Source organism: Hymenobacter sp. HDW8 (assembly GCF_011305775.1).
Taxonomy (GTDB): Bacteria; Bacteroidota; Bacteroidia; order Cytophagales; family Hymenobacteraceae; genus Hymenobacter; species Hymenobacter radiodurans.
Genome location: NZ_CP049907.1, coordinates 847,294 through 869,122, shown reverse-complemented (window position 1 = coordinate 869,122; position 21,829 = coordinate 847,294). Strand labels below are relative to the sequence as shown.

Sequence of the window (21,829 nt, the reverse complement as noted above, 5' to 3'; positions counted from 1 at the left end):
ACTCACTTGGTAGCCTCTCACGAACCACGAGTCAGTGGCTAAATCTACACAATCGATTGTTAAGGCGCCGACCGAAAGAAATTTGCCCCCCGGTGTATCGTGAAGGCATTGTATAGTTGGCTCAACTTTAAAATTCGAGGATGAAGCCGATGGTAGGCGTTAGGTTGGGGCTGTCGTCCTGCAACAGAATGGGGAAGGCATTGGAGCCATCGGGGCGAATCGGTTGGCCGTCGGTGGTCAGAAAGTCGGTATTGTCGGAGGTGCGCTGAAAGCTGTACGTGGGCAAGCCAGGCGTTTTCAGCAAAAAAGCGTTCTGCAGGTCCAAAAAGAGGTCGATGCTGGTGCGGCGCCAGTTGAATTTCTTGTCGAGGCGAAAATCAAATTGCTGAAAGTTACCTAGGCGCACCGTGTTCAGACGAGAGTAATCGAGCACGCCCCGTCCTACGGCGAAATACGTAGCCTGTGAGGCTTCCAAGTCAAAGGGGGTGTAGGGCGAGCCGCCCGCGAAGCGGTATTTAAAGCCCATTTCCCAACCCTTGCTGAACTTGCGCCCCAGCAGGCCCGAGGCCAGGAAGCGCGTATCCCAGGCCGACGGCTTATACTGGCCGTCGGTGCCCGAAAACTCCGATCGGAAGGCCGTAAGCGAAGCCACGGCGAATACTTTGCGGGTTAGTTTCTGCTGGAAAAACAACTCGGCGCCATAGGCCCGGCCCTTGCCGGTACTTTGCACGGCTTCATTGCCCAGGGCTGCAAAATCGCCCCCCAGGTTGGCCAGCGAAATGCCATCGCGCACCGAAACGGGGTAGTCGCTGTACTTTTTATAAAAGCCTTCCAGCGTAAAACGCGACGCTGCGGTAGGCAGAAACTCCAGGCCCGCCACGTAATGGTCGGAGCGAATGTAGCGGGCATTTTTGTTGACCAAGGTGCCCGCCTCATCCCGAAAACCCAGAATAGTGGAGGGTGGAATCTTGTAGTAGCGCCCCACGGAGGCGTTCAGATTCCAGCGCTGAGCCAAGGCGTAAGAGGCTGATACCCGCGGCGACAGCGTGCGCAGCAGGTTGGCGCCGCCCGTAGTGAAGGAGTTGCCATCGGCCCGCAGGCCCGCCGACACTGTCAAACGATCATCGGGCAACAGCGTGCGAGTGAGCTGCCCAAACGCGCCAAAGCGGGCAAAGTCGATAGCCGTTTGGAAGCGCACATCTACTTGCGGCGACACAACTTGGCCTTGCGCATCGCGAACTTCGCGGCGCACCCGGCTGAAAAAGCGACTGTCGTACTCCACGTATTGCCCCACGGCTCCATACGCGTACTGCCACCGGCCTTTTGCCTTGTTGACATCAAGCCGCAGCTTATTTTCCGTTTCGCCGGAGCGCGTGAGCAGCACCCGCCGCGACTCTTCCGTGGTAGTGCGGTCCTCGAACTGATCGAGTTCATTGTCGAGCTGGGTGCGGCTCAGGGCTACATTCAAATAGCCATCGGGCAGGAGTTGGCGCAGCCCGAAGCCCACGGTGTAGTTCCACTGGTCGATGGTGGGAGTGGAGCGCAGGGTGTATTCTTTGTCGGGGCTGGATTTGCGGGGTACCGCCAACTCGAAGTGGTCGATAGCGCCTAGGCCGAGCGCCGTAAGCGTGGTTTTGGGAGAAAGCTTGGTGGTTACTTTGTACTGAAAATCCCAGTAATTCGGCCGTATGGGCAGATCGATGGCTTTAAAAAGCAGCTGCAAGTAGGAGCGACGCGCAGAGGCCAGAAAGGTGGTGTTCTTGGCCAACGGGCCTTCCAGTGTGCCAGCTACCTCGGTGCCGCTCAGCCGGACATTGCCTTGCACACGGTCGGGGTTGCCGTCGCGCTGCCGGAACTGCAGCACCGACGATAGAGCGTTGTCGTAGCGGGCTTCAAACGCTGACGAACTGAGAGTTACGTCCTCAATAAACGACACGTTCAGAATACCGGTGGGGCCACCGCCGGAGCCCTGGGTCTGGAAGTGGTTGATAACGGGCACCTCAATGCCATCGAGGTAATACACGTTTTCGTTGGGCGCCCCGCCCCGAATAATAATGTCGTTGCGAAAGCCGGATGTGCCGCCCGTGCCGCCGCCACCCACGCCGGGCAGCGTCTGGATCACTTTTGAAATGTCAAAATTGCCCCCCGGATTACTCTTTATTTCTTCCGTATTAATGCGCTGCACCGACAGCGGCGTTTCGGCCGTGGCCACCCGGATAGCGCGACTGCCCACCACCTCCACCTCCGCCAGCTGCTGGGTATTGCTGCTCAATTCCAGGTTGATAATGGAGGCGTTGCCGGACGTAATGACTACGTTGGCCCGCAGCAGCATATCATAACCGATGATGGATGCGCGCACGTTGTAGCTGCCAACTGGAATATCAGTGAGGCGGTAGCGGCCTTCTGCATCCGAGGCGGCACCCAGATTGGTGCCTTCCAATATTACAGTCACGCCGGGCAGACTTTCCTGGGTTTTGCGGTCGCGCACGGTACCCGTCAGTACTCCTGTCGATTGGGCTAGAGTGGGGAAGGTGGCTAGCAGCAAAAGCAGGAGAGAGAAAAATCTTACCATTGGGGCTCGTGAGGGGGTATTGGGTGGACAATGCTACCAAACCCTTAGCTGGCCGTGATGTTTAGCCGGTAAATACTGCTGGACCAATAACCTCGCTGCCTCAATATATTACCTCAGGTAATGGCCTTGTCCTGAGTGTCTTCCACTGGCGGAAGATCTTTGCGGGCTCCTATAATGTAGCGCAGGCCTTTGTCGTAGCTAAAGTAGGTATAGGCCCAGTTGAGCAGCACGATCAGGCGGTTGCGGAAGCTGACTAGCGAGATAACGTGCACAAGTCCCCAGGCCAGCCAAGCAATAAAGCCCCCCAGACGCCAATCGCGGCCGAAAAGCTTGATATCAGCCACGGCGTGGTTGCGGCCGATGGTGGCCATGCTGCCTTTGTCGTCGTAGTGAAATGGCTGCATGGGTTCATTTTTTAATTGGCGCTCCAGGTTATGCCCAAGTAAGCGCCCCTGCTGCAGGGCCGGTTGCGCCACCATCGGGTGACCTTCGGGAAAAAGCTCGCTGCGCATGGCGGCAATGTCGCCGAGGGCAAAAATGTTGTCGTAGCCCGCTACCTGGTTGAATTCATTGACGGCGTATCGATTGCCGGGCAGCAAACAGTCCTCGCGCAGCCCTTTAATCGGACTTCCCGTTACGCCCGCCGCCCAAATAAGCGTGCGGGTAACCAGCTTTTCACCCGTATTGAGGGTCACGGTGTAGCCATCGTACGATTTCACGCGCCGATCTAGCCACACCTGCACCCCGAACTGCTTCAGGTATTCCAGCGACTTCTGCGAAGCCTCCGCCGACATGCCTTTGAGCAGGGCCGGGCCGCTCTGCACCAGGTGAATATCCATTTCCTTGAAATTCAATTCCCGGTAATCGCGCGGAAATACGTGGGCGCGCAGCTCGCTCAGAGCGCCGGCAATTTCGACGCCGGTAGGGCCGCCGCCCACAATCACGAAGTCCAGTAGGCTGTTAATTTTTTCCATGTCGCCAAGCTGCAATGCCTGCTCGAAGTTGGAAAGCACCGTATTGCGGAGCTCAATGGCATCGGCCACGCTTTTTAGCGTGATAGCGTGCCGCTGCATCTGCTCATCGCCGAAGAAATTAGCAGTTGCTCCAGTGGCCACCACCAGATAATCGTAGCGAATGCGGCCAATGGATGTTTCGAGAAGATGTTGCTCGGTATCAACACAAATGGCCTCAGCCAGACGGAAGTAAAAGTTGTCCTGCCCGTCCAGAATCTTGCGAAACGGCGACACGATAGAATCGGGTGCCAAGCTGGCGGTAGCCACCTGGTAGAGGAGGGGCTGAAAGGCGTGGTAGTTCTGCTTATCAATAAGTACTACCTGCACCGGCGCGTGGCGGAGGGTCCGTGCTAGTTCCAACCCAGCAAAACCGCCCCCCACAATCACCACCCGTGGCTGGTTGATATCTTCTATTTTGGCTAGGGTTTCCATATGTCTTAAATGGGTGCTGGTAGAGCTGTGGCTGCGCTTAATTTCAAGCATAGCTGGCTCAAATACGCGAACCGGGCGAAGATGGGGGTGAGATTGCTCAGCCATTCGGAAATGTTAGGGTTGAAAAAGCCCCCCAGCCTCGTTTATCAGGCGCAATCTGTGCTCGTTCAGCTTCCCTACAGCCTGTACTATCACAGTTGCTTTTGTGCTGCAAACTCTTTACTTGCAATAGATTAAACCCACTCTCCCATGGAAGTCGAAGTTCTGAAGTACCCTGCGGTGCGCAACTACATCGCCGGACAATTTGTAGCGGATGCCAGCGCCCGCACCCTGGAAGTCTTCAGTCCCATCAGCGGCTCGGTGATATCGACTGTGCCTCTGAGTGGGATGGATGCGCTCAACCAAGCCGTAGAGGCCGCGCAAGCCGCTTTTCCTGCCTGGTCGGCGATACCTATAAAGGAGCGGGTCCAAATCTTTTACCGCTACAAAACTTTGCTGGAAAAGAACCTGGCCGAGCTGACGGCCTTGGTACGCGAAGAGAACGGCAAAACGACCGATGAAGCGCGGGCCGAAGTGGAGAAGGCCATTGAGCTGACCGAATTCGCCTGCTCTTTGCCCCAACTGGTGGCCGGCGAGATGATGGAAGTAAGCTCGGGCGTGGAGTGCCGCGTGGACCGCAAACCCCTGGGCGTGGTGGCGTCTATTGCCCCGTTCAACTTTCCCAATATGGTTCCGCACTGGACCGTCCCCAACGCTATTGCTCTCGGCAACTGCATGATTCTGAAGCCCTCGGAGCAAGTACCGATCAGTGCCGGCCGCATCGCTGAGCTGCTGAAGGAAGCTGGTCTACCCGATGGCGTGCTCAATATCGTGCACGGCGACAAGGAAATTGTAGAAGCCATCTGCGACCATCCCGGCATCAAAGCCGTGTCGTTTGTGGGCTCCACCAAGATTGCCAAAGTGGTGTACCAGCGCGCGACGTCCAATCTGAAGCGCTGCGTGGCGCTGGGCGGGGCCAAAAACCACTTGCTCGTGCTGCCCGATGCTCACCTGGACATGACCGCCTCCAACGTGGCGGCTTCCATGTCGGGTTGTGCTGGGCAGCGCTGCATGGCAGGCTCCGCCATGGTGGCCGTGGGCGCTGTGGAGCCTATAATCTCTCGATTGGTGGAAGAAGCCCGCAAGATTGTGCCGGGTAAAAACCTAGGTTCTGTCATCAGCCGGCAGGCTAAGGAGCGCATTGAGCGCTACATCACCGAGGCGGAGCAGGCCGGCGCGCAGATTCTACTGGATGGCCGCAACGCCGTAGTCGCCGGCCACGAAGATGGCTACTATGTAGGCCCAACGGTCATTGACCACGTGACGCCCGATATGGCTATTGCGCGAGAAGAAGTATTCGGCCCGGTGCTAGCCATCATCCGGGCTCATGATATTGATGAAGCTTTAGCCATTGAAAACGCGTCCAATTATGGGAATGCAGCTTCCGTATTTACCCAAAGCGGCGGGCTGGCCCGCTACGTGATGGAAAACGCCTCGGCTGGCATGATAGGCGTGAATATCGGGGTGCCAGTGCCGCGTGAGCCTTTCTCCTTCGGCGGTTGGAACGAGTCGAAGTTCGGGGCCTGCGACATCACCGGTAAAAGCTCCATCGAGTTCTGGACTCAACTCAAGAAGGTGACCACTAAGTGGAACCCCGAGTCGCGCACCAACTGGATGAGCTAGCACCGAATCCCACCCAATCCCCCTTCATGTCTTAACTCTTTTCTCGGCTATGGAAACGCTCACCCACGACAAGCAACAGATCCTGCAGGACAACCTCGACTACACCCTGTTCTCCTGGTCCAAGCAGGCGGGACTTAACCCGATCAACGCGGAGCGGGCCGAGGGCGTGTACGTGTACGACCGGGATGGCAAGCGCTACCTAGATTTTTCCTCCCAGCTGATGAATGTCAACATCGGTCACGGCAACCAGAAGGTGACGGAGGCAGTGGCCGCGCAAATGCAGGAGCTGAGCTACGTGTACCCCGGCATGATTACCAAGGCCCGCGGCGACCTAGGCCGGCGGCTAGCCGAAATAACACCCCCCAACCTAACTAAGGCCTTTTTTACCCTGGGTGGCGCTGAGTCAATTGAGAATGCCATCAAGCTGGCCCGCGTGTACACGGGGCGCCACAAAATCGTTACCTTATACCTTTCCTTTCACGGCGCTTCCTACGGGGCCATCAGTGCCGGCGGCGACCCGCGCAAGCTAGCCGTGGACAGCCAGGCCATGCCGGGCGTAGTGCACGTGGAAAACCCCTATTTCTACCGCTGCCCCTGGTACAGCGCCACGCCCGAGGAGTGCGCCGAGCGGGCCACCGCCCACATGGAGCGGGTTATTCAGTACGAAGGGCCGGGCAACGTGGCCGCTATTCTGATGGAAGGTGAATCGGGGACGTCGGGCTGCATAAAATACCCCCCCACGTACTGGCAGCGAGTGCGCAGCATCTGCGACAAATATGGCATTCTGCTCATCGCCGACGAAGTAATGAGCGGGTTTGGGCGCACCGGCAAGTGGTTTGGCTCCGACCACCACGGCGTGAAAGTAGACATGATGGCCATGGCCAAGGGCATCACCGCTGGCTACCTACCGCTTGGGGCCGTGATGGTGGACGAAAAAATTGCGGACTCTTTTAATGAGAAGCCGCTGCCGCTAGGCCTAACCTATTCGGCTCATCCCGTTTCGTGCGCGGCGGCCGTCGCGGTGCTCGACATTTACGAGGAGGAAAACATGGTGGAAAATGCGGCCGAAATGGGCCGCTACATCAACGCTCGCATCTGTGACCTTATGGGCCAGCACCCCAGTATCGGCGACTGGCGAAACACCGGTCTGCTGGGCTGCCTAGAGCTGGTGAAGAACCGCACCACGAAGGAGCCCATGGCTCCCTGGAACGCTGCGCCCCACCAAATGGAAGTCATGAATCAGGTGGCCGCCAAGATTCGGGAGCTGGGCATGTACACCTTCGTGCGCTGGAACTACATTTTCATCGCGCCGCCGCTGAATATTACTAAAGAGGAGGTAGAGGAAGGACTAGCCATACTTTCCCAGGCCATCAGCATCGCCGACGAGCATACGCACGCCTGATAACTTGCCCTGGGGGGCTTTTTTCTTGATTTAGGGCTGATTAGCTGGTTGCTGTTGAGCTCCCGCTTAAGCTGGAGGCTAGGGCTTAGTTTGACTAAAATCAGGGTTGAAAAAAATTTAGCTTTCTGCCGTTATTTGAATTTGTAAAGAAAAAATGATAAATTTTTAGTCCCTATACTTTACCCTTTCCTTTCCTGAATGGCGTCTCTGCTCATTAAAAACGGCCGTGTCGTGACGGCTGATTCCGACAGTGTTTGTGATGTGCTTATTCAGGACGAAACCATCGTCGCTATCGGCCGCCAGCTGCCGGCTACCGCGGATCAGGTAATAGACGCGGGGGGCAAATTGGTGTTGCCCGGCGGCATCGATCCGCACGTCCACCTCGACATGCCCTTTATGGGCACCTTCAGCAGCGACACCCACGAAACCGGCACTCGCGCCGCCCTGCACGGCGGCACCACTACGGTCATCGACTTTGTGCTCCAAAAGCAGGGGCACTCCCTGCGCGAAGCCCTCACGGAATGGCAGGTCCGGGCCACCGGCAATGCCGTCGGTGACTACTCCTTCCATATGGCCGTCACGGACTTCAACGAGCAGACCCAGGCCGAGATTGCCGACATGGTAGCCGAGGGCATCACGTCGTTCAAGGTGTTTATGGCCTATAAAGGCGCCCTCATGATCGATGACGCGCAGTTAGTGGGCCTGATGCAGGAAGTGAAAAGGCACGGCGCCCTGGTAACGGTGCACGCCACCAACGGCGACATGATTGATACGCTCATCGCCCAGCACCGCGCCCAGGGCAAGCTTTCCCCACTGTATCACTACCTCTCCCAGCCGGAAGTAACCGAAGCGGAAGCCTCCGGCCGCTTCACCGACATTGCCAATTACACGGGCGTCAATGCCTACATCGTACACCTGACCTGCGAAGGCGCTCTGAACCAGGTGCGCGAGGCTACCCGCCGCAACCAGCGCGTGTTCGTCGAAACCTGCATTCAGTATCTGCTGCTCGATGCTTCGCTCTACGAGCAGGATTTCGAGGGGGCCAAGTATGTGATGTCGCCGCCCCTGCGCCAGAAAAAAGACCAGGAAACGCTGTGGGCCGGCATTAATCAGGGCTTGGTGCAGGTAGTGGGCACTGACCACTGCCCTTTTCTGTGGGAGCAGAAGCAAATGGGCCAGCATGACTTTTCCAAAATTCCGAATGGCCATCCCGCCATTGAGCACCGCATGGAACTGCTGTTCTCGGAAGGCGTGAGCAAGGGGCGCATCAGCCTCCAGCGGTTCGTCGCCGTGACCGCCACCAACGCGGCCAAAATCTTCGGCATGTTTCCCCGCAAAGGCACCATTAGCATCGGCGCCGACGCCGATTTAGTCATCATTGACCCGGAACGCAAGCATACTATCTCGGCCGCCACGCACCACATGAACGTGGACTACTCGGCCTATGAAGGCTGGGAGCTAACGGGCAAGGTTGAAACCGTGGTGCTGCGCGGGCAGGTAGCCATTCAGGAAGGTCAAGCCCAGGTTGAAAAAGGCTACGGCCAGTTCATCAAGCGCGGGCCAACGTTTTTCTAACTAACTTATGGTAAGCAGCAAACGCCTTTGGCAAGTAAAGGCGTTTGCTGCCCCAATCTTGGAAATCACTCTCTTCCTTTCTTCACTTTCTGAACCCCTCCGCTCATGCCACGAATGATTAAATCCGGTCTTATTCAGATGAGTTTGCCCATGACCGAGGGCGAAGGTTCCATCGCGGAAATCAAGGAAGCCATGGTGCAAAAGCACCTGCCTTTCATCGACGAAGCGGGTCGGCAGGGCGTGCAGATCCTGTGTTTGCAGGAAATTTTTAACACACCCTACTTCTGTCCCGGCCAGGATAACGCTTGGTACGCGTCGGCGGAAGCCGTGCCCGGCCCCACGACCGAGCGCATGGCCGAGTACGCCAAGAAGTACAATATGGTCATCATAGTGCCGGTGTACGAAAAGGAGGCGGCGGGCTTTCTCTACAATACGGCCGCCGTTATTGACGCCGACGGCACGTACTTGGGCAAGTACCGCAAGAATCACATCCCGCACACATCCGGCTTCTGGGAGAAATATTTCTTCAAGCCTGGTAACCTGGGTTACCCCGTATTCCAGACCAAATACGCCAAGATCGGCGTCTACATCTGCTACGACCGGCACTTCCCCGATGGCGCTCGGGTGCTGGGCTTGAACGGTGCGGAAATCGTGTATAACCCCTCTGCCACCGTGGCGGGCCTCTCGCAATACCTGTGGAAGCTGGAGCAGCCGGCGCACGCCGCTGCCAACGGCTACTTTATGGGCTGCATCAACCGCGTTGGGGAGGAAAAACCTTGGAATCTGGGCAAGTTCTACGGCTCATCTTACTTCGTCGATCCTAGGGGGCAAATTTTCGCCCAAGCTTCCGAAGATAAAGACGAACTCCTCGTAGCCGAGTTCGATCTCGACATGATTGAGGAGGTGCGCGCCACCTGGCAGTTCTTCCGCGACCGTCGCCCCGAGACCTACGAGAAGCTGGTCGAGCTGTAGGGTTTTACTACCTCAACGGCTCCATCAATCTCCCTATAATTTTCTCTCTATCTGTCAGCCTGACGCAGAAAGGATCTTCTCACGTGAGAACAAATCGTTCAACTGGCATACGGTTCTTCGCAAGCGGACGCCAGATTAGGATGACAGGTTGCGGGAAGGGGAATTGATGAAAGATGGCAAGTTCAAGAATGACACTTTTCTAAAATAGCGCCGGTACTATGGCCGAGTTTGTTCCCCCCACTTCCGAGCAGGAGTTTCACGCCAACTTCGCGCAGCTTAAGCCACGCATGAATAATACAGAGGCGCTGTACGAAAGCTCGCGCTGCCTGTTTTGCTTCGATGCGCCCTGCATTCAGGCTTGCCCTACTGGTATTGACATTCCGCAGTTTATCCGGCAGATCAACACGGGTAATGTGACGGGGGCGGCCCTTACTATTTACGCAGCTAATTACTTCGGTAATGCCTGCGGGAAGGTATGCCCGACGGAGGTGCTGTGTGAGGGGGCGTGCGTGTACAACTTGCAGGAGGTGAAGCCGATAGAAATCGGGCGGCTGCAAAGCTTTGCTACGCGCCAGGTAATTGAAAGCCACAAATACCTCTTTGAGCCCGGCCCGCCGAATGGGCGCAAAGTAGCTATCATTGGGGCAGGGCCGGCGGGAATTTCCTGCGCTTGTGAGTTACGGACGCTAGGCTATGAGGTCGATGTGTTTGAGGCCAAATCCCAGCCTTCGGGCCTTACGGTACACGGGGTGGCGCCCTACAAAATTACTAACGAGGAAGTGCTGGCCGAGATGGATTACTTGCAAACGCAGTTTGGCTATCGGGTGCAGTATAACTCGCCGATCTGTTCCCGGCCCGATTTGCTGGCGTTAGAGGAAGGTTACGACGCCATTTTTCTGGGTATTGGCTTAGGAAAAACCAACGCCTTACTGCTACCGGGCGAAGAGCGCGAAAACTGCGTGGGAGCCGTGGAATTTATTGAGCAGCTCCGGCGCGAACACCACCAGATTTTGGTGGGCCGCAAGGTGATTGTGCTGGGCGGGGGCAACACCGCCATGGACGCGGCCTCCGAATCGGCGCGCCTGGGCGCTGAGGATGTGATTCTAGCGTATCGGCGCAGCAAGGAGGACATGGGCGCTTACGACTTCGAATACGACTTGGCCAAAAGTGTGGGCGTGAAAGGGCTGTTCAATGTTACGCCAGTCGAAATCGTGGGGAATGGCCGGGTTGAAGGCGTAAAATTTATCCGCACTACCACCGTAGACGGCCAAGTGCAGGCCGTGCCCGGCAGCGAGTTCGTGGAGCCCTGCGACATGGTCATCAAAGCTACCGGCCAAGCCAAGCAAACCACTTTTCTGAGTTTGATTCCGGGTTTGCAACTCAATAGTAAAGGTCGGATTGTGGCTGATACCCACACGTATCAAACCACTAACCCTCAATATTTTGCCTCGGGCGATGCCCTCAATGGCGGCGCGGAAGTAGTGAACGCCGCCGCCGAAGCGAAAGTAGCGGCGCGGGGTATTCATCACTACCTATCCGCCCGGTAAAAAAGCTCCCCAGAGGTCATTTTTAGCACTTTAGGATTCTAATTCAGCTCTCGCTCGAACGCTCTTTACGGCGTTCTTTTATCTGACTCTTCCATGCCGGACCTCTCCATAAACTTCGCCGGAATTAAGTCGCCAAATCCTTTCTGGCTGGCCTCTGCACCGCCGACCAACTCAGGCTATCAGGTCATGAAGGCCTTCGATGCGGGTTGGGGCGGGGCCGTATGGAAAACCCTGGGCGTGCCGGTCGTGAACGTATCGAGCCGCTACGGGGGCGTGAACTACCGCGACAAGCGCCTGATTGGCTTCAACAACATTGAGCTGATTTCGGACCGCCCGCTGGTGGACAATCTGCGCGAGATCGAGGAGGTAAAAAAGCACTTTCCCCACCACGCCGTCATTGCCTCGCTGATGGTGCAAAGCCGGGAGGAATGGCACCAGATTGTGCGCGACGTAACTTCTGCCGGTGCCGATGGCATTGAGCTGAACTTTGGCTGCCCGCATGGCATGTGCGAGCGGGGCATGGGCTCGGCCGTGGGCCAGGAGCCGGATGTGCTGCGCACCATCGTGGAATGGGTGATGGAAGTGGCACAGATTCCAGTCATTGTGAAGCTTACCCCCAATATCTCCGATATCACGGAGCCCGCGCGGGCGGCGCGCGAAGGCGGGGCCGACGCTATTTCGCTAATTAACACCATCCAGAGCATCGTGGGTGTGGATCTGGATTTGTTCGCGCCTTACCCGATTGTAGATGGTAAGGGCACGAACGGCGGCTACTGTGGCCCGGCCGTGAAGCCTATTGCTTTGAACATGGTAAAAAACTGCGCCCAGGACCCGTACGTGCAGCTGCCCATCTCTGGCATTGGCGGCATTGAGAACTGGCGCGATGCGGTGGAACACATATTGCTGGGGGCTAGCTCGGTGCAGGTCTGCACGGCCGCCATGCACTTTGGCTTCGGTATAATCCGCGAGATGACGGCCGGCCTGGAGCAGTACATGACGGAAAAGGGCTTCCACACTATTTATGACATTGTGGGCAAAGCCCTACCTAATGTCAAGCACTGGGAAGACCTGAACCTGAAGTACAAGGTGACAGCCAACATTCACGAAGACAAGTGCATCGGCTGCCAACTCTGCTACACGGCTTGCGAAGACGGCGCCCACCAAGCTATTGCCCTGCGGGAAGGCACGCGCGTACCCGAAATCATTGAGGAAAACTGCGTGGGCTGCAACCTGTGCTCCCTGGTGTGCCCCGTCGAGAACTGCATTACGATGGATCGGACGGATGATGGTACCGAGCATCTGACCTGGAAGGAGCGCACCTTGGCCGGCAACATTCCCACCGAATTCAACGACGAGCGGGCCGGCGGACTCCATCATTGGGTACCCGAACCGACTGCGGCGCTGGGAAAAGAAAAGCACAAAACCTTGCCCGGCAAAGCTCGGCAGCTAGAATCACCAACGCCAGAAAAAGCAGCTATGGCCAAGAAAGAGTAGATTACTTGCTGCTATACATGTAAGGTGTTATCGCTAAGTAAATCAGATGGTTATGTGAATTTAGGCTAAACTGATTTTTCGATGGAAACGACTAAGCAGCCAATAAAAAGCCCCCCAGATTCCGGACTGACCAGCGAGGATTTGGCCCCCATAGCATTAGGTGAACGCACTTGGAACACCTGGAATTACGCCGCGCTCTGGATCAGCATGAGCCTGTGCATTCCGACCTACATGCTGGCCAGCTCGCTCATTGAAGGTGGCATGAACTGGTGGCAGGCCATCCTGACCATCTTCCTGGGCAATAGCATTGTGCTGGCCCCTATGATTCTGAACGGGCGGGCGGGCGCGACGTACGGCATTCCGTTTCCGGTGTTTGCGCGGGTGAGTTTTGGGGTGCGGGGGGCAAATATTCCGGCCATCATGCGCGCCATTATTGCCTGCGGCTGGTTCGGCATCCAAACCTGGATAGGAGGGTACGCACTCTATCAAATGGTGAAACTGTGGGTGCCGGGCATTGCCACGCTGCCCGCCCTATTCCCGCCTTCCTGGTCGCTGGAAACGGGTCCGGCGCTCATGTTCTTGCTCTTTTGGCTGCTCAATATCTACGTGGTGTATCTGGGCGTCGACAGTATCAAGAAGCTCTTGGTGTTCAAGGCGTTCTTTCTGCCATTTGCCGCGCTGGCTCTGCTGTTCTGGGCTATTCGGGCGGGGAATGGTCTGGGGCCAATTCTGGCGCAGCCGGCCAAATTCGCCACTTCGGCGGAGTTCTGGGCCTTCTTCTTTCCCTCCCTGACGGGCATGGTAGGCTTTTGGGCCACTTTATCCCTGAATATTCCGGACTTTACTCGCTACGCTCAAAGCCAGCGCGCGCAGGTGGTCGGGCAGGCGTTGGGGCTTCCCTTGCCCATGACGCTGTTTGCCTTTATTGGGGTGGTGGTCACCTCGGCTACCTTTATTATTTACGGGCAAACGATTTGGGACCCGGTGGTGCTGGCGGGAAGGTTTGATAGTAAGCTGCTGGTGAGCGTTGCCATGGTGGCCGTGGCTCTTTCCACGCTGGCCACCAACATCGCGGCCAATATTGTGAGTCCGGCCAACGACTTTGCCAACCTTTCCCCCGCCCATATCAGCTTCAAAACGGGCGGCTACATCACCGGCGTCATCGGTATTCTGATTTTTCCCTGGAAGCTGATTGCGGATCCTTCGGGCTATATTTTTACTTGGCTGGTAGGCTATTCGGCTTTGCTCGGCCCAATTGGGGGCATCATGATTGCCGATTATTACTTCATTCGCCAGCAACAGCTGCACCTGACCGATCTGTATCAGTACACGGGCCGCTATGCTTATCAGAACGGCTTTAATACCAGAGCGCTCATTGCGCTGGTGGGGGGCATTTTGCCCAATATCCCCGGCTTTCTGACCGTCACGGGCCTTGTTCCAAAGGATACGGTATGGCCCTGGCTGGTGGCGGTGTACGATTACGCGTGGTTTGTGGGCTTCTTTATCTCAGCCATTTCCTACCTGTTGATGATGAGTCGGCAAAAGCAGCCTGTGCAGCAGGAGCGGAGCCAGCCGCAAGGGGAGTTTCAGGTAAGCTCTATTTAAGAACGCTTGATCTTCTAACGTCAAATTGTAGCTGTCTATACTTGAGGTTGCTAGCAGGCGCGTCTACCTTTACGGTTTAAGTAAAGCATCAAGATGGTGCTGGGCTCGTATAACCGGGTAGATTCGCAGCTATGGACGTCTTGAAGCGCAGTAATGTAAAGGTGAGTGGGGTTGGTTCACAGGCCATGGTTTTTGTACATGGCTTTGGCTGCAACCAGCGTATGTGGCGGCTGGTGGCCCCAGCGTTCGAGGCGCGCTACCAAGTAGTATTGCTTGATCTGGTAGGAGCCGGCCAGTCGGACCTTACGGCTTACGACCCAGCGCGCTACAGCAGCTTAGCTGCTCATGCTCAAGATATTCTGGACGTAACACGGGCTCTGAATCTGACAGATGCCGTCTTTGTGGGCCACTCCGTAAGTGCCATGATTGGGGTGCTAGCCGCTATTCAGGAGCCAAAAATTTTTTCTCGGCTGGTACTGGTGGCGCCCTCACCGCGCTACCTCAACGATGCGGGCTATACTGGCGGATTTGAGGCCGCTGACATTGAGGAGCTGCTGGAAACAATGGACAACAACTACTTGGGGTGGTCAGGGGCTGTCACGCCCATGATTATGGGGCACGCCGACCGGCCGGCGCTGGCGGAGGAGCTCAACAATAGCTTTTGCAACACCGACCCGACCATTGCCCGGCACTTTGCCCGAGTCACCTTCCTGTCAGATAATAGAGCCGATTTGCCCCTGGTGCGCATCCCAACCCTGATTTTGCAGTGCGCACACGATGCGTTGGCCCCAGTGGCCGTGGGGGGCTTTTTGCACCAGCAGATATCCGATAGCCAGTTGGTGGTGCTGGATACATCGGGCCATTGCCCTCATTTGAGCGCTCCAGAAATCACTATAAAGGCTATTAAGGCATTTTTGGAACCTGTGCCCGCCGTGTCAAGCCTATGAGCGAGGCTGACGAAAAGCCACTGCCCGAGCTAGACCTGCGGCTGACGGAAGAAAATCCGGACGACCTCTACGAGCACGCGCCCTGCGGTTACTGTTCCTGTCTGCCCGATGGCACATTGGTGAAGCTCAATCAGACTTTACTGGATTTGCTGGGCTATACGCGCCAGGAACTGGTGGCTCGTTTATGTCTGCAAGAGCTATTTACGATAGGTGGTCGTCTACACTACGAAATGCATTGTGCGCCCTTGCTCATCTTGCAGGGACAGGTGCGGGAATTAAGCTACTCCCTGCGCCGTAAAGACGGTACCACGCTGCCCGTGCTGATGAATGCGGTGCTGCGCCGCGATACCGACGGCAATCCGCTGCTCATTCGCGTTACGCTATTTGATATTACTGATCGGCGCAAGTACGAAGAAGAACTATTGCGGGCGAAGGAGGAAGCTGAAAAGCAGCAGGAACTGTTGCAGCGTCAGAATGAGCAGCTCACGCGTATCAATGCTGACCTGGACGGCTTCGTCTATACCGCCTCCCACGACCTTAAGCAACCCATTCATAATATGGCGGGACTGCTGGCCGAATTCAAATCCATTGCCACCTTCCACGACCCGGAAGCCGACAAGATGATCGGCATGTTTGATCAGGCTTTGCAGCAGATTCTGAAAACGATTGAAGGGCTGACGGAGGTAGTACAGCGGCCGCGAGAACTGGAGCAGGCCGCTACCGAAGCCGTAGACTTGCTGCCCTTCACGGAGGAGATTGTTCGCAGTTTGCAGCCCCGGGAGGTAAAGGATGTGTTCACGCTTGATTTTACCGCGCTACCTACCTTGCGCATTGCGCGGACTGCTCTGCAAAGTATTCTCTACAACCTGCTTAGCAACGCACTCAAGTACGCCGAGCCGGGCCGGCCACCCCGCATCCGGGTAAGTACAAGGCTGGAAAATGGAGTGGCCGTATTGAGCGTACAGGATAACGGGCGGGGAATTAATATTGAGCGCCATCGGAGCCACCTATTCCAGCTTTTCCGGCGCTTTCACCCCGAGGTGGAGGGTGTAGGTATTGGGCTATATCTGGTCAATCGGCTGGTAGCCCAAGCTGGGGGGCAAATTGAGGTCGAAAGTGCGGAGGGAGAGGGTACTACGTTTCACCTGTATCTGCCGCAGTAGGTATCCTGGCTGACGTTTTTAAGCACTACTTTAGGCTCAGCCAAATCATGCGGCTGCCACCCCGATGGGGCAGTGCTATCGTATATTCATACATTTCACGCCAATTTCCTTCTTCTATGGCTTTTTCTACTCGGTGGTATCTCGTGCTGAGCGCTGTCCTCTTTCTGAGCTTCTGTGTACCTAGTTTAGGCCAGCAGTTTACCTCGCAAGTGCAGGAGTTCATCAAAGTGCAGGATCCGTCCGTGGCTCTGGTTGATGCGAAAGTCATTGATGGTACTGGCCGGCCGGCGTTGCTACACCAAACCGTACTCCTCAAGCAAGGCCGAATTGTGCAAGTGGGCCCCGTGAAAAAGGTGAAAGTGCCGGCCGAGGCGAAGGTGATCAACTGCGCCGGCAAGACGCTGATTCCCGGCCTGGTGATGCTGCACGAGCATTTGTATTACACAATGCCGATGGGGGGCTTTTTCAACATTGCCCAAATGCCGTACTCCTTTCCGCGCCTGTATCTGGCCGGCGGTGCTACCACTATCCGCACCGCCGGCAGCATTGAACCGCAAACTGATTTGGCCATCAAGCGCCTGATTGGAGAAGGCAAGCTCATCGGGCCCGACATGGACGTGACGGCGCCCTACATGGAGGAGCCGAGTTTGGATATTCCGGCCTTGAATACCATCAATGGCCCCGAAGATGCGGCCGCGAGTACGAAGTTCTGGGCCGATAAAGGCTGTACTTCCTTTAAAATGTACATGCACGCCACCCGCGCCGACCTGAAGGCCGTGGTGCAAACTGCCCATCAGCGCAACCTTAAGGTTACGGGCCATTTAGCCGCAATTACCTATCGCGAAGCAGCCGAGATTGGGATTGATAACCTCGAGCACGGCTTTATGGCCAGTTCTGATTTTATGCCCAACAAAGCCCCTGACGTAGCCGATTATCCTGCTGCGCGTCAGTCGCTGCTGAAGCTGCCGGTCAATAGCCCCGCCATGAAAGAGCTGATTAGCTTCCTGGTCAGCAAGCGGGTAGCGCTTACGTCTACATTGCCTGTGTTCGAGCCTTATACCGGTCGCGAAGTAGTGCTGGGCGGCGGACTGGAGGCCCTAATTCCGCAGCTACAGGAGCGCGAGCAAGCCACCTGGCAGCAAAACCAGAACAAGGACACGGCCAGCCTACGCCTATTCAAAAAGGAAATGGTCTGGGAAAAGCAGTTTTACGACGCTGGGGGGCTTTTAGTATCCGGAACCGACCCAACGGGCGCCGGCCGTACTATCGCGGGCTACTCCAACCGCCGCCAGCTAGAGTTGCTCGTGGAAGGCGGCTTTACGGCCGTGCAGGCCATCAAAATCAGTACCCTGAACGGCGCGATTTACCTAGGCCGCGAGAAAGAAATTGGCACTATCGAGGCTGGCAAGCAAGCCGATTTAGTGTTGATCAATGGCGACCCCGAGCAGGATATCCAGCAGGTACGCCGCATGGAAATCGTGTTTAAGAAAGGCGTGGGCTTCGATTCCGTCAAGCTATTTGAAACCATGAAAGGCAAAGTAGGCCTGAACTAGCAGGTCTGAAAACCTGCCTGGGGGGCAAATTGGGCTATAAACGCACTAGATAAATAGCGCTAGTAGCGTTGCTATTCTTGGTATTGATACTGATCGAGCAACTCGTGCAGGTCGGGCAAGCGGCGCTCAAACTGCGCCAGCAGAACCGATGGTACGGGCACGGTGGTACCGTAGCGCGTGAGCAAGTAGCGCACTAAAGCCCGCAAGGCCTGCACCTCTTCCTGCAACTGCATTCGCACCATCTTCCAGCGCTTTTCGCCATCGGGCTGGGTACGGCACACCTGCCTTACGGCTACTGTATGGCTGACCACGGCCGCTAGCTTCTCCAGCATGCGCTGCTCATCCTCGCTGAATACTCTAGCCTGCCGGTCAATAATGCACAGCGCTCCAATGGGCTGCTGGTCGGGCATGCGCAAAGGGGCTGCCGCGTAAAACCGGAGTTGGTTGGTACGAGCGGCATGCGCGGCCTGCGCCGTAATCAGCGGGTTCTGTTCCTGTTCCACATCCTGATACACCACGGCTTTTTGGTTGAGAATAGCAGTAGAGCACAGGGCTTCCTCTCGGGGCTGCCTTTCATTGCCCGGCATCCCATGATTTGCTTTATAGAACACCTGCTCTTCGTCGACGAGGGCAATGAGCGAAATGGGCAAACTGAAAATGCGAGCGGTTAGCGCTACTAGCTCATCGAAAACTGTTTCGCGGAGAGCTGGCAGTAGGTCGTAGGAGCGCAGGCTGCTCAGCCGGGCGGCTTCGTCCTCGGGAAGTAACCAAGCAGGAACTTGAGACATGAACAGCCGGCGTTATGTAAGCAGGAGTGGAGGGAGAAAGCGAAGGTAAGACGCCTTCGGCAAAGTGCAATTCTCTATTTTTCGCCCATGACTACCACAGCTCCATAGTCAAGCGCCGCTTTTTTATCGGGATATTTTTGATCAACTAGCTCAAATACCTGTTGTTTGATCTTTTCTGTGGTTGCGGTATCCGCTTTGCTCAGGGCCGCTACCACCGGAGCCGCCACTTCGTTCATAAAATTCCAGTAGCGCTCGTTGTCACCGCAGGTTAGCTTGCCGGTTACCTCCTTTTCCGAAACGTGCTTAAAGCCAGCCTGTTTGAACAGATCAGCCAAAAAGCCCGGACTGCCACAGCGGAACATGCCCGGTGCCCCGGGCGCAGGAGCGGGCAAACTTATATTTTTCTGAATGGTGCCCATGATGGCGGTAACCCACGCATTTTTGTCGGGCACGCCCCATACGGCAGCCGCAATTTTGCCCCCCGGCTTCAGTACCCGCGCCATTTCCTTGGCTGCCAAGAGCATATCCGGGAAAAACATAAATCCGAACCGGCAGCTCACGGCATCAAAAGTGGCATCGTCGAAGGGCAGCTCGCTGACATCGCACACCACGGTTTCATAATTGGTGATGCCTTTTCTGCGAGCCTTATCGCGGGCTACTTCCAGCATCCCTTCCGCCAGATCAGTGATAACCACTTTTCCGCGGCTGGCCATAGTCGCAATCGTGAGGCCGGGCTCCCCGGTACCGGCCGCAATATCCAGTAGCGTGTCAGTCGGTTTTATCTCTAGGGCTTTGATAATCTCGTCGCCCATGGGCTTCAGCCAGTCCATCGTAAAGTCGTCCCATTTTCGCCAGCCCGGCGAAAACTTGTTCCACGTTGCTTTCTGTTGCTCTCTAATTTGTTCCAGTTGCGTATCCATAGCTTGAATCTGGTGAAGTGAAGTAGATGCATAAATCGCGACGGAAGCAAAGGCAGTAAGATAGATAGACTGACAGTTAGGGCTTGAGTATATAAAAATTCGTAGTCAGCATTTAAATGGGATTCTAAATATCCGCACACCTTTATGACCTAATATAGCGTTTTCTAGATTGTGATGCTAACCTACTTTTTGAGCTAAATCTTTAATGCGTTTTGTTCTATTCAATCAGCGCTTCATGTAGAGTTAAGGGCAGACGGATTAAAATTCAAAGTGCTCTTCACTAAGCTACTAGGTGCTCCAGCCGGACTATATACACTTCAGATTAGGGGTCATTAAATATCTTTTTCGGGAAATATCTGGCAACGTGTTTGCTTTCGCGCTCCCTAAATAATCTAACTGCCTTGGTATATGAAAAACCAATACGATCCGAGTACCGGGGAACTCATTGTGGAAGCTAGAAAGGATATAGCGGCAGCTATGTGCCTGTTTCTAAGCTCCTGCCTAACACTTATGTGCTGGGTATAAGCGACGAGCAGCCAGGGGAGTAAAGTGCAAAAAGCTCCCAAAGGAGAAGGTAGGAGCAATAGCCGGGCAATGAAGCGGGTAATGGGAGTTATGCAGTGTGGTATTCTTCCATTACTTCCGCAAGCTCGATCTCTTCCAGCGGCGGCACCGGCGCGAAGCGCGACTCATGAAAGTTCGCTTCCGGAAAGCCCGGTGCTACATCGGCATTATTGATTTCATGTAGCGTAATACCGTAGCCCCGATGCGTATCATAGACGCCCCGCACGGTATAAATAGGGCCCCGCTTAGGAGTCTGAATATTCGGATTCTGCACCAATAACAGGGTAAAGTCATCGTTGGTGCAGATAACCTGCTGGCCCGGATGGAATAATGGCGGCTTCATGCAGCAAAGATACGGCAGGCTTATTCTGATAGAAGCAGGGCGTTGAGCCTGCGAGCTTCATTATAAAAGTGCATTGCTGGAAATAATCAAGCGGCAGCCAGAGGCATTAAGTCACTTCCGAAAAGCGACTATGCGTTTATCCCTTACCTACAGTATGTAAATAAGAATACTTGTGTGCACGCCTAATAGGACGAAATAGAACTATCGTCAAAAGCCATAATAGCAACACAATATGGATAGTTAGGTATTAAACGATTCATGGATTAGAAAACGGAAAGTTATTATCGCCAAGCTGAGTTATCATGGATGAAGTGTAGTACTTTTTCAAGGCATCAGCTATAACTACGATTATGTCAATAGCTAATTCTAAGAACAGAGCTAACTGAGTAGATAAGCCGCTTTCTGACTTTTGTCTACTTTAGCCGGCTGAATAATCATCCGTCCTTTCCAGCGCTTTTCATGAAACATTTAGTAGCTCTTGCGGGCAGCGTCCTCCTAAGCCTTGTCAATTGCACCCAGCACCAATCTAGACCGGATGATGAGGTGGCCTACGAGCGTCATCAAGTTGGCCCCATAGCGCTACATATACCAAAAGGATGGAAGCCTACGAATCTCTCTACATTGAAATCAACTCAGGGCGTACAAGACGTCTATGGCTTCCAGAATAACTGCCCCGACGACGCTGTTTTTTGCGAGAACTTTGTCGTTCGCTTCTCCTCAGCGGGAAACGATCTCCCACTACCGGAGATGGGGAAAGCATTGATGGAAGAGGTGTCCCAGCAATATGAAAAGAGTAGCGTTCTGCGGGTGCAAGACACGGTCGTCAATCACATCGCGATGGAAATAATTGATTACAATTTTACCCATCAACAACTGCCCTTACACGCAACGGCTGTTTTTTTTAAAAGCGGTAATCTGACCGCTCAAATGGGGTTTACTGCCTCGGATACATCTCGTACAGGTTATCTTAAAAAGAGGGCCATGTTTGGAAAGGTCATCGCCTCTATATCAGAAAAGTAGCGGTTGCTACTCTCTGTGAGTGTCCGAGAAGGTGTTTTATGTAAACTTGTCAAGAGAATCGGCCGTTTCCAATATGAAAAAGTAAGGTATCCATTCTCAGATTACTCAGAGCCTCAATCCTTCGCACGCATTTAACCTAAACGCAAAAAACCCGGTGGTATGCAACCGCCGGCTTTTTATCTACAATGCAAACTATA

Annotated in this window: 16 protein-coding genes; 11 read left to right on the top strand and 5 right to left on the bottom strand. The window is 55.1% G+C overall.

Annotated elements, in window-relative coordinates; all coding sequences use genetic code 11:
- Positions 1-127: 127 nt before the first annotated feature.
- Together G7064_RS03710 and G7064_RS03705 are read right to left on the bottom strand one after the other, a co-directional pair.
- Positions 128-2,572 carry a TonB-dependent receptor gene (locus G7064_RS03710; RefSeq protein WP_166072505.1) on the bottom strand — a complete coding sequence of 815 codons (2,445 nt, stop codon included), beginning with the start codon at positions 2,570-2,572 and terminating at the stop codon, positions 128-130.
- Positions 2,573-2,685: 113 nt separating this feature from the next.
- Positions 2,686-4,017 (bottom strand): NAD(P)/FAD-dependent oxidoreductase, encoded by a 1,332-nt coding sequence (locus G7064_RS03705; RefSeq protein WP_166072504.1) that lies wholly within the window; start codon positions 4,015-4,017, stop codon positions 2,686-2,688.
- Positions 4,018-4,266: 249 nt separating this feature from the next.
- Between G7064_RS03705 and G7064_RS03700 the strand changes: the two genes are divergently transcribed.
- From G7064_RS03700 to G7064_RS03655, 10 genes are all read left to right on the top strand, one after another.
- Entirely contained in the window at positions 4,267-5,739 is a 1,473-nt protein-coding gene (locus G7064_RS03700; protein WP_240935708.1) for a CoA-acylating methylmalonate-semialdehyde dehydrogenase, read from the top strand.
- 49 nt (positions 5,740-5,788) lie between these two features.
- Positions 5,789-7,141: an aminotransferase class III-fold pyridoxal phosphate-dependent enzyme gene (locus G7064_RS03695; protein WP_166072503.1), complete on the top strand. Its 1,353-nt coding sequence runs from the start codon at positions 5,789-5,791 to the stop codon at positions 7,139-7,141.
- A 198-nt stretch (positions 7,142-7,339) separates the two neighbouring features.
- Entirely contained in the window at positions 7,340-8,716 is a 1,377-nt protein-coding gene (gene hydA, locus G7064_RS03690) for a dihydropyrimidinase (RefSeq protein ID WP_166072502.1), read from the top strand.
- A gap of 105 nt (positions 8,717-8,821) precedes the next feature.
- Positions 8,822-9,688 carry a nitrilase-related carbon-nitrogen hydrolase gene (locus G7064_RS03685; protein WP_240935706.1) on the top strand — a complete coding sequence of 289 codons (867 nt, stop codon included), beginning with the start codon at positions 8,822-8,824 and terminating at the stop codon, positions 9,686-9,688.
- Positions 9,689-9,906: 218 nt separating this feature from the next.
- Positions 9,907-11,235 (top strand): FAD-dependent oxidoreductase, encoded by a 1,329-nt coding sequence (locus G7064_RS03680; protein ID WP_166072501.1) that lies wholly within the window; start codon positions 9,907-9,909, stop codon positions 11,233-11,235.
- A gap of 93 nt (positions 11,236-11,328) precedes the next feature.
- Positions 11,329-12,729, top strand: a complete 1,401-nt coding sequence (preA, locus tag G7064_RS03675; RefSeq protein WP_166072500.1) for an NAD-dependent dihydropyrimidine dehydrogenase subunit PreA — start codon at positions 11,329-11,331, stop codon at positions 12,727-12,729.
- Positions 12,730-12,810: 81 nt separating this feature from the next.
- Positions 12,811-14,334 (top strand): NCS1 family nucleobase:cation symporter-1, encoded by a 1,524-nt coding sequence (locus G7064_RS03670; protein ID WP_166072499.1) that lies wholly within the window; start codon positions 12,811-12,813, stop codon positions 14,332-14,334.
- Between the two features lie 131 nt (positions 14,335-14,465).
- The gene (locus G7064_RS03665) at positions 14,466-15,281 is read left to right on the top strand and encodes an alpha/beta fold hydrolase (RefSeq protein ID WP_166072498.1); all 816 of its coding nucleotides are present in this window, start codon (positions 14,466-14,468) and stop codon (positions 15,279-15,281) included.
- The gene (locus G7064_RS03660) at positions 15,278-16,444 is read left to right on the top strand and encodes a PAS domain-containing sensor histidine kinase (RefSeq protein ID WP_166072497.1); all 1,167 of its coding nucleotides are present in this window, start codon (positions 15,278-15,280) and stop codon (positions 16,442-16,444) included. Before G7064_RS03665 ends, G7064_RS03660 begins: the two co-directional genes overlap by 4 nt.
- A 116-nt stretch (positions 16,445-16,560) precedes the next feature.
- The gene (locus G7064_RS03655) at positions 16,561-17,997 is read left to right on the top strand and encodes an amidohydrolase family protein (RefSeq protein WP_166072496.1); all 1,437 of its coding nucleotides are present in this window, start codon (positions 16,561-16,563) and stop codon (positions 17,995-17,997) included.
- 71 nt (positions 17,998-18,068) lie between these two features.
- Here G7064_RS03655 and G7064_RS03650 read toward each other — a convergent pair whose 3' ends face one another.
- The 3 genes from G7064_RS03650 to G7064_RS03640 all read right to left on the bottom strand — a co-directional run bounded on the left by G7064_RS03650 (position 18,069) and on the right by G7064_RS03640 (position 20,612).
- Complete coding sequence (locus G7064_RS03650; RefSeq protein WP_166072495.1) at positions 18,069-18,785, bottom strand: GAF domain-containing protein; 717 nt, start codon at positions 18,783-18,785, stop codon at positions 18,069-18,071.
- Between the two features lie 74 nt (positions 18,786-18,859).
- A complete protein-coding gene (locus G7064_RS03645; RefSeq protein ID WP_166072494.1) occupies positions 18,860-19,705 on the bottom strand; it encodes a class I SAM-dependent methyltransferase in 846 nt (281 codons plus the stop codon).
- Positions 19,706-20,318: 613 nt separating this feature from the next.
- On the bottom strand, positions 20,319-20,612 hold the full coding sequence (locus tag G7064_RS03640; protein WP_133272540.1) for a hypothetical protein: 294 nt from the start codon (positions 20,610-20,612) through the stop codon (positions 20,319-20,321).
- Positions 20,613-21,071: 459 nt separating this feature from the next.
- Here G7064_RS03640 and G7064_RS03635 point away from each other — a divergent pair, with 459 nt between their 5' ends.
- Positions 21,072-21,632 (top strand): hypothetical protein, encoded by a 561-nt coding sequence (locus G7064_RS03635; protein WP_166072493.1) that lies wholly within the window; start codon positions 21,072-21,074, stop codon positions 21,630-21,632.
- The last annotated feature ends 197 nt before the right edge of the window (positions 21,633-21,829 follow it).

Coding starts and splice junctions, on each gene's coding strand:
- G7064_RS03700 (WP_240935708.1), top strand. CDS start 4,267: ATGGAAGTCGAAGTTCTGAAGTACCCTGCGGTGCGCAACTACATCGCC.
- G7064_RS03685 (WP_240935706.1), top strand. CDS start 8,822: ATGCCACGAATGATTAAATCCGGTCTTATTCAGATGAGTTTGCCCATG.
- G7064_RS03670 (WP_166072499.1), top strand. CDS start 12,811: ATGGAAACGACTAAGCAGCCAATAAAAAGCCCCCCAGATTCCGGACTG.
- G7064_RS03645 (WP_166072494.1), bottom strand. CDS start 19,705: ATGGATACGCAACTGGAACAAATTAGAGAGCAACAGAAAGCAACGTGG.
- G7064_RS03680 (WP_166072501.1), top strand. CDS start 9,907: ATGGCCGAGTTTGTTCCCCCCACTTCCGAGCAGGAGTTTCACGCCAAC.
- G7064_RS03655 (WP_166072496.1), top strand. CDS start 16,561: ATGGCTTTTTCTACTCGGTGGTATCTCGTGCTGAGCGCTGTCCTCTTT.
- G7064_RS03695 (WP_166072503.1), top strand. CDS start 5,789: ATGGAAACGCTCACCCACGACAAGCAACAGATCCTGCAGGACAACCTC.
- G7064_RS03650 (WP_166072495.1), bottom strand. CDS start 18,785: ATGTCTCAAGTTCCTGCTTGGTTACTTCCCGAGGACGAAGCCGCCCGG.
- G7064_RS03705 (WP_166072504.1), bottom strand. CDS start 4,017: ATGGAAACCCTAGCCAAAATAGAAGATATCAACCAGCCACGGGTGGTG.
- preA (WP_166072500.1), top strand. CDS start 11,329: ATGCCGGACCTCTCCATAAACTTCGCCGGAATTAAGTCGCCAAATCCT.
- G7064_RS03660 (WP_166072497.1), top strand. CDS start 15,278: ATGAGCGAGGCTGACGAAAAGCCACTGCCCGAGCTAGACCTGCGGCTG.
- G7064_RS03665 (WP_166072498.1), top strand. CDS start 14,466: ATGGACGTCTTGAAGCGCAGTAATGTAAAGGTGAGTGGGGTTGGTTCA.
- hydA (WP_166072502.1), top strand. CDS start 7,340: ATGGCGTCTCTGCTCATTAAAAACGGCCGTGTCGTGACGGCTGATTCC.
- G7064_RS03710 (WP_166072505.1), bottom strand. CDS start 2,572: ATGGTAAGATTTTTCTCTCTCCTGCTTTTGCTGCTAGCCACCTTCCCC.
- G7064_RS03640 (WP_133272540.1), bottom strand. CDS start 20,612: ATGAAGCCGCCATTATTCCATCCGGGCCAGCAGGTTATCTGCACCAAC.
- G7064_RS03635 (WP_166072493.1), top strand. CDS start 21,072: ATGAAACATTTAGTAGCTCTTGCGGGCAGCGTCCTCCTAAGCCTTGTC.